Origin of the sequence: uncultured Adlercreutzia sp. (genome assembly GCA_910585575.1) — a bacterium.
GTDB lineage: Bacteria > Actinomycetota > Coriobacteriia > Coriobacteriales > Eggerthellaceae > Adlercreutzia.
This window is the reverse complement of record CAJUFS010000022.1, coordinates 31,438-38,422: the sequence shown is the minus strand read 5'-3', so window position 1 is coordinate 38,422 and position 6,985 is coordinate 31,438. Positions and strand designations below refer to the sequence as shown.

The 6,985-nt window shown below is 57.3% G+C and carries 9 protein-coding genes; 4 read left to right on the top strand and 5 right to left on the bottom strand.

The annotated features are described in order from the left end of the window. The 3 genes from QZ307_RS04530 to QZ307_RS04520 all read left to right on the top strand — a co-directional run. Positions 1–930, top strand: a 930-nt coding sequence (locus QZ307_RS04530) for a hypothetical protein (RefSeq protein ID WP_295996473.1), incomplete at its 5' end; no start/stop codon positions are given. A 171-nt stretch (positions 931–1,101) separates the two neighbouring features. Beyond that, positions 1,102–1,791 carry a hypothetical protein gene (locus QZ307_RS04525; RefSeq protein ID WP_295996471.1) on the top strand — a complete coding sequence of 230 codons (690 nt, stop codon included), beginning with the start codon at positions 1,102–1,104 and terminating at the stop codon, positions 1,789–1,791. Between the two features lie 205 nt (positions 1,792–1,996). Continuing rightward, positions 1,997–2,194, top strand: a complete 198-nt coding sequence (locus QZ307_RS04520) for a hypothetical protein (protein ID WP_295996468.1) — start codon at positions 1,997–1,999, stop codon at positions 2,192–2,194. Positions 2,195–2,215: 21 nt separating this feature from the next. Here QZ307_RS04520 and QZ307_RS04515 read toward each other — a convergent pair whose 3' ends face one another. The 4 genes from QZ307_RS04515 to QZ307_RS04500 all read right to left on the bottom strand — a co-directional run bounded on the left by QZ307_RS04515 (position 2,216) and on the right by QZ307_RS04500 (position 3,522). Further along, positions 2,216–2,644 (bottom strand): PIN domain-containing protein, encoded by a 429-nt coding sequence (locus QZ307_RS04515; protein WP_295996465.1) that lies wholly within the window; start codon positions 2,642–2,644, stop codon positions 2,216–2,218. After that, positions 2,641–2,958, bottom strand: a complete 318-nt coding sequence (locus tag QZ307_RS04510) for a hypothetical protein (protein WP_295996462.1) — start codon at positions 2,956–2,958, stop codon at positions 2,641–2,643. Before QZ307_RS04510 ends, QZ307_RS04515 begins: the two co-directional genes overlap by 4 nt. Positions 2,959–3,048: 90 nt before the next feature. Beyond that, complete coding sequence (locus QZ307_RS04505) at positions 3,049–3,318, bottom strand: ribbon-helix-helix protein, CopG family (RefSeq protein ID WP_295996460.1); 270 nt, start codon at positions 3,316–3,318, stop codon at positions 3,049–3,051. A 9-nt stretch (positions 3,319–3,327) separates the two neighbouring features. Then, complete coding sequence (locus tag QZ307_RS04500) at positions 3,328–3,522, bottom strand: hypothetical protein (RefSeq protein WP_295996457.1); 195 nt, start codon at positions 3,520–3,522, stop codon at positions 3,328–3,330. Between the two features lie 378 nt (positions 3,523–3,900). On the opposite strand from QZ307_RS04500, the gene QZ307_RS04495 reads away from it, so the two are divergent. Continuing rightward, entirely contained in the window at positions 3,901–4,806 is a 906-nt protein-coding gene (locus tag QZ307_RS04495; RefSeq protein ID WP_295996454.1) for a hypothetical protein, read from the top strand. Positions 4,807–5,115: 309 nt separating this feature from the next. Here QZ307_RS04495 and QZ307_RS04490 read toward each other — a convergent pair whose 3' ends face one another. Further along, on the bottom strand, positions 5,116–6,807 hold the full coding sequence (locus QZ307_RS04490) for a helix-turn-helix transcriptional regulator (protein ID WP_295996451.1): 1,692 nt from the start codon (positions 6,805–6,807) through the stop codon (positions 5,116–5,118). Positions 6,808–6,985: the final 178 nt, after the last annotated feature.

Below are 6,985 nucleotides of genomic sequence, written 5' to 3'. Positions count from 1 at the left end.
GCGGCCGCCCTCGTCGCCGGAGTCGCTATTCTTCCCCAAAAAGGTTACGCCGTGAGGGGAAGGAATGTTATGCGAAGCTCCACAATACCGCAACGGAAATCAAGGTTACTAGCTGCAGCCATTGCGGTCGCTCTGCTGCTAGCCCTAGGACTTACCACGACGGCCCCTGACGCGGCCTACGCGGATGATGACCAATTGCCAGCGCCGACCTCTGTTAAGGCGAAAGCCACGAAGAAGTGCACTATTCAGCTTAGCTGGAAAGGCGTATCTGGTGCCACAGGCTACACCATCTACGGCAGCACGAAAAAAACCAAGGGATACGAAGTTCTCGGCTACGTTTCCGGCACGAAAGCCCTCGTCAAAGCGCCCGCTGGCAAGAAATACTACTGCAAAGTAGCTGCCTTTGGTTACGACGGCGAGGATGGCGCAGTAAGCAAGCCGGTAGGTGCCAAAGTAAGCGCAACCTTTAAGAATTCCTACGTCAAGTTCACCGTCCCCAAGTATTGGCGCGGCAAGGTGTACATCGACGAAGATACGGGGAACCGATACTACAAGGAGGTCAACATCCGGGAGGCGAAAACGGGCGAGGAACTTGCTACGCTTCGCTGGAGCAGGCGCTACGAGCAGAACGACGGCGATTTCATGACGTTCAACGTTAAGCGCTGGAAACGCGGAAAGGGTATGGTCGAGCTTTGGATGCAGTCCTGGCCCCAGACGCTTTACGCCTCTAAATATCTCTACCATGCAGGTAACCCAACCGCCTCCGATGGGAGCAAGCTCAGCAAATCGGAAATAGACCGTCTCATCAAGCTCCAGACTGGCGGCAAATACTCCTATAAGAAAGTGAAGAAAGTGAGCGTTAGCAAGAGCGGAAAGTACTCTTACGAGAAATACGTTAAGAAGAACCTGAAGGTCAAGATCGTCAAGTAAAGGTACATGCTTTCACCAGCTAACCCCAAGAGGCACCGTCCTGGAGCGGTGTCTCTTTTTTTTTTAGAAGATCACTTACCCGGGGCCTATCTGCCATCTTCTCTGTCGAGAATACAGTTGCCTAACTTGACCTGCTAGAATAAGCGTCAAATCCAAAAGAGAGGAGCTCCTATGTCCCATCTTGCCACTCCAGCGAAGCGGTATCGGACTCTGCTGATTGCAGGCATCGTCGCCCTAGTGCTCGCGCTCGCCTTTGCTTTGACGGCTACCTCGCCTGAAGCCGCCTATGCCAAGTCGAAGAACTCGAAGGCGTGCGCTGCGTACAAAACACTCCTCAGCAAGAAGTCGATGAAGTGGGGGTATAGCAAGGTATCCACCAGCTCGCTCAAGTTCGCCTGCCAGGATATCAACAAGGACGGCATCAAGGACCTCGTGCTTTACAACAGCAACGCCACCGAAGCCGACGGGGGCTTCTACCGCGTATACACGTACGCAAAGGGAAAGGCCAAGCGCGTTGGCACGTATTATTCCCTGCGCGTGTGCCGCAACAAAAACTTCTTCTCCGACTCGCGCGCCCACATGGACAACGAGCACTACAACTACTACCGTCTAGGCAAAAACGGCAAAGTGAAGAAGCTGGCCTCTTACGACGTACAAATGATGTTCGAGCCCTACGCAACCTCTTACAAAAAGAAGATGAAGCAAGGCATCCCCTTCTATTACTACAACTTCAAGGTGAACGGAAAAGCCACCAGCTACTCCAAATGCATGAGCACCATCAAGTCGCTCAAGAAGAACTCGAAGGACACGCTGAAATACCGCACCAACACCGCAAAGAACCGCGCTAAGTACCTTAAGTAGAGCCGCGATCCAGCGAGGGCAACAGCTCAAACAACAGGTCAGGCAGCTAGAATAATCTCAGCCCCACCGATGAGGCCCCGTACCTATGCAGGCGCCTCTGAGCCCATCAAACCTAGCGTCGTCGAGGAGGTTACAATACTCCAACGGCAAGCTCACACGCACCAGCAAGACGGGGACATGGCTCGGAAGCAAAAAGGTCGAATCGATGAGAGACGGCCTGCCTGTCTACAAATCTGCGAAGTGCAAGAGCGTCGCCAGCCAGCTCTCCGAGGGGCAGACGGCACGTGTCTCGAAGATATATCTCAATGGCGGGCGGGCAATTCTTAAAGTCAAAACCTCATCGGGAAAGACCGGCTGGGTCAAGCTCACCGACAACTCGCTTTCCCCCTTGACGGTTCTTTAAATAAGCAGGCGGAAAGACATCCTAAAAATCGATAACCTCAACGCCGCGCTCCTGGATAAACTCCGTTGGCGTGTATCGGCGAATGCCTAAGTTCTGAAAAGCGGCCGAGTCGCGCGTTACCACGCAGTCCACTTCGTCCGCGAGAGCGGCGGCTGCCACGATGCCGTCTTCGTAATCGGGCCGCTCCAGCTCCACCGCTTTGCGGCACACCAGATCATCTACGGTCAGCGCGCAGGCCAGCTCCAGCATTTTTTCTACCGCCTCATAGGCGACCTCGGTCCCTTCCATACGCTCGACAATAAAGAAAACGTCTTTGAGCGATGTGGCCGCCACGCATATCTCGTCGCCCTCGTCCAAGCAGTCGACGAGCGCCACGAAAGAATCTTGGTAGAAGCCCTCACGACCCAGAGCGATGTCGAGCCAAACATTGGTATCGAAGAGCACCTTCATGCAAGGCCCTCGTACTTCTCCATCAGGCCCTGAAATCGAAGATCGTCCAAATCTTCATCGGTCATGCGAGACGCCGACGACGCAATGCCCAAGAGGCTACGAGCGATCGTCCTCTTGCGCGTCTTTTCGTCTTCCCGAGCCTCGCTTTGCTCAGCCAGAACGAAGTCCGGCACCTCATGCGTGCGAGCCATGACGCCCCACAGCGCGCGAATAGCCTGCGTGGTTGAGATGCCGTTTTTCTTCAGAACGCTGTCGCCGCGTTCCTTGAGAGTCGGGCTGAGCCGCACATTAATAGTTGCCGTCGTATCCGCCATGGTTCCTCCAAGGTACGTACTTTGCATTATTGTAATGCAAAGTAGATACCTCTAACAAGAGACAATGGCGCCCAGTCGGATAACACTTTCCTATGCCAGCGCGGCTTCTAGCGCATGGCGCATGAACTGCGAACGGGTCTCGTGACGGCTGGCGGCTTTTTCATCCAGCCGGTCCCGATACGAGCGCGGCACCTTGAACGCCACCGTTACCAGCTCCTCGTCACATAGGGGCGGCCGCCCCTGGGGAGCCACGATCACCTTTCCAGAGCGTCCCGGATACTCTCCTCGCTCTGCCTGCTCGGCCAATTCCTCAATCATTTCATCGGTGAGCACGAATCCACTTTTAGTCCGGTATTCCATCAGGCCCTCCTATCCCAAGCCCAGCTCACGGCTCATCTTCGCGGTAAGCTTCATAGCGTGATACACCAAAAAACGACCGTCTTCCAGCTCCACGCCTAGCACCTCCAGCATGCGGCCCTTACAATCCGCGCCTGCTGCCGCGTAAATGTCAGGAGGCTCGTAGGTGCGGTTAACTACCACAACAGCGTTTTTGAGAGCAACCACGACATCTTCCTCGCTAATCCCCGAGTGTCGGCATAGCACGCGAGGGTGAACAACGATATCGGTAGCCACAGCGCATCACAACCTTTTTATTTAACAAAAACATATCACGAAAGTGACCTGGAGGTCAACGACACAGGCTGACGCCTCGCCGCTTTCTCTGGTCCTCATCGTAGTGCGATTCGCACGTCACCCGTTTCCTCGTAAGCGAACTACCTCATCGATTTTTCGCTTCGTTGCCCAGAGCCCAGACCCCGAGCCCCGAGCCCCGAGCAGGCTATCAGCAGAGTCCATCTACCAAGCATCCTCTTTGCATAAGGCGAGGTAAAGGGTCAAATTTATGCTACGCTGTTCCCATCAGAATGAGAGAAGGGAGATTCGATGGCAGCATCAATCAAGAACCGACTCGCCTACTTCGCGGCAGCCGCTCTCGTGACGCTCCTGGCCTGCAGCTTTTTGGTGGCGCAGCCCACGGATGCCTACGCCACCACGGCCACTAAAGGCGCGCAGGCACACACGCTTAAGGAGAACGTGACGTACACTCAGTACGACGCCACGGGCGATCGTAAGGCCGACACCGTCAAGGTGGCCACTTCGTACCAGGACGGCTACATCGGCAACAAGATAACCGTCTACCTCAACGACAAAAAGGCTTTCGCGAAATCAACCTGGTTCTACAACGTTAAGGCCCAGCTTATTCAGTTGAAGAACGGCAAATGCTTCATGTACCTCTACGCCCCTATGGACAACGGCGACGCTGAAGTATGCGCGCTCTATCAAATCAAAAACGGGAAGCTCAAGAGGGTCATCAACTTCAACAAAGGCCTGGGATCCAAAATCGGGAACCACGTAGGCGGCGAAGTCAAAAAGGTGTCGGGCAACTCGATGACGGTCAGTTTCACTGCCATGTCCTATATGGCTAGCTCTATCTCGGCCGATTACACCTACAAGTACAAATCGGGCACCCTGAAGAAAACGAGTTCGATCGGCAAGCTTACCGTGGGCTTCAAGGGCAACAACACCTACAAGACAAAGAAGGCCATAACCGCCTACAAGAATACCAAGTGCACCTCCAAGAAATTCACCATCAAGAAGGGCGCGAAGGTGAAGTTCCTGAAGACCTACGTCAAGGGCAACACGGTGCGCTTCCAGGTGAAGTCCGGCGGCAAAACGGGCTGGATCAAGGTAGCCAACCGCTATGACAGCCCGCTCATGCACAAGTATTTGTACACATCGGGCTTCTACGCCTACGAGCCGCCCTTCGTGGGACTCGTTCTCGCAGGTTAACCACAAACACTGCCCCTATTCCAGCTTTGCCAGCGCCGCTCGATTGAGCGGCGCTTTCTTTTTTCTGCAAATCTGAGCCTACATTTTGGCAAGAAAACAAACTCTGTAGCGTCTTCGGGAAACGCTGGAGCAAAAGACGATCGCATAGCCCGAGTTCAAGCGGGCATGCGCTATCCCAGCGGATGGAAATCGCGCGAACCCTCAGGCGAGGCCGCTTCATCGTGCTAGAACGCAGTCGCATGAAAGCCCACGGTCCGCAATAGCTCGCCGCCATCACATACCCGCATGACCTCCCGCCAGGCTTCGTCTCTACATAACTCCCGAGCCGAACAGCACCACGTCAATCAGCTCTTGCTTGCTGTGGATGTTCAGCTTCTCGTAGATGTGGCGGATGTGGGTGCGCGTGGTGTTGTAGCTTACCTGCAGCTCGTCGGCGATGTACTTCGCGCTGCGACCCAATGCCACCAACGCTAGAATCTCGGCCTCGCGCGGGGTTAGGCCGTACTCGTCGGCCAAGTCTTGGCAGTAGGCCGCAATCTCCACAGGCACGCCCTCCTCGAGCGCTTCGCCCTCGTCGGCTGGATCGGCGTCAGCCGCCATGGGGTCGGGCACCGGGGCGCGCGAACCACCTGGGCAAACCACGCTCGCAGCCACAGCCGCTGCCACGGCCCCCGGCGCAGCTTCCACCTGGCCAGATACCGCGCGCTGCAATTCCCCTGCGGATTTCCGAGAAGCCTCCGCAGCAGCACGCACATCGCCTGCGGCGCCATCGTCCGCAAGCCCCTTGCGGCCGGCCGCAACGGCCTCCTTCTCCCCCGCCGTCACATTCAACCTGGGCATCACCCGCGCGCCGCGACCGTCGCGCCAGAAGCTATCCCGCAGCAGCTGGTTGCCCACGCACAGCAGGTACAGCGCCGACAACGCCACCGCCACCAGCACCGAGCTTATGGTCAGCTCCAGCGTAGCTACTCGCGCAATAAGCTGAGCCACGCACATGGCCTCGAACATCAGTCCCACGGCCAGTCCGCGCACGGCGTACAGCGAGTCGCGAATGTCGTAGGCGAAAATGGCGATGACCAGCACCCAGATGTTGCTCTCCCACAGCGCGTCCGGCGAGTGGGCCGGAATGCCGGCGCTGCCCATCAGCAGCCCCACGGCAAAGGGCGCTCCGTAGCACAGCCCGATGGTCACCGCGGCAATCACGGGCGCGGGCAGCCCGTCGCTGCGCTGGGCGAACCCGCGCATTAGCGCGCAGCAGAACACCATCACCGCCACGGCCAGCACTTCGAACAGCACCATGAAGTTCAGCCCCGAGGGCAACAGCTCCGACTCGCGCCCCGAGAAGTACACCACCAAGCTGCACCCAATGGCGAAGGCCGCAGCCACCACTACCAGCACCTCCAGCGATTGCGCTCGCTCGGCCAGCAACTTCCCGCTGCGCACAATGCACGCCAATGCCACTAGTGGCAACGCCAACAGAAAGCCCTGGGCCACCGCCTCAGAAAGCGAGCTCACGCAGCGAAACAGGAAGTATACCGCCACGGCCACCAGCAGGGCCGGATCCAGATAGAAGGAATTCGCATCGGGGCGCGTCACATGGATGGTCGACGACCAGATCACCACGATCCAACCGCACGCCAGCCCCAACAGGATGGCCGAAAGATAGAACATACCCACGCCCACCACGGGCAGCGTTGAGATCAGAGCCACCACGGCACCCACGGCGGCCACCACGCTGACCGCGGGCACACCGAAGCGCGTCTCCACCGCCAGGCGGCTTTTCTGTAAGGCGCCGGCGAAGCCATGGGCCACCACAATGGCCAGAATCACCAGCATGATAAACACCGCCAGCTGCCACGGCGTGCGATCGAGCCCCACATAGTACAGCGCCCGAATAACCATGTGCGAGGTGAAGAAGTACAGCACGCCAATGCCCACATCGAACATGGTCGGACGGCCCGTCAAGGCGTTGGCCGGCGCGGCGCTTCCGTTTCCCGTCATGCCCTTCCCCTCCCCACTGGCAAAGACTTTTCCACCCTCAAGTATAGAAGAACCGCACTCTGCGCCATCACTCCTTTTGTATGAGAAAACCGTTTCCGCAGGTCACCCCCAAGCAATTTCGCCCAAAGCGAGTGACGCGCCCAAGCGGCACCTCTCGTAAGGTAGGGGCAGTCGGGTG

Coding starts and splice junctions, on each gene's coding strand:
- QZ307_RS04490 (WP_295996451.1), bottom strand. CDS start 6,807: ATGACGGGAAACGGAAGCGCCGCGCCGGCCAACGCCTTGACGGGCCGT.
- QZ307_RS04495 (WP_295996454.1), top strand. CDS start 3,901: ATGGCAGCATCAATCAAGAACCGACTCGCCTACTTCGCGGCAGCCGCT.
- QZ307_RS04520 (WP_295996468.1), top strand. CDS start 1,997: ATGAGAGACGGCCTGCCTGTCTACAAATCTGCGAAGTGCAAGAGCGTC.
- QZ307_RS04515 (WP_295996465.1), bottom strand. CDS start 2,644: ATGAAGGTGCTCTTCGATACCAATGTTTGGCTCGACATCGCTCTGGGT.
- QZ307_RS04505 (WP_295996460.1), bottom strand. CDS start 3,318: ATGGAATACCGGACTAAAAGTGGATTCGTGCTCACCGATGAAATGATT.
- QZ307_RS04525 (WP_295996471.1), top strand. CDS start 1,102: ATGTCCCATCTTGCCACTCCAGCGAAGCGGTATCGGACTCTGCTGATT.
- QZ307_RS04510 (WP_295996462.1), bottom strand. CDS start 2,958: ATGGCGGATACGACGGCAACTATTAATGTGCGGCTCAGCCCGACTCTC.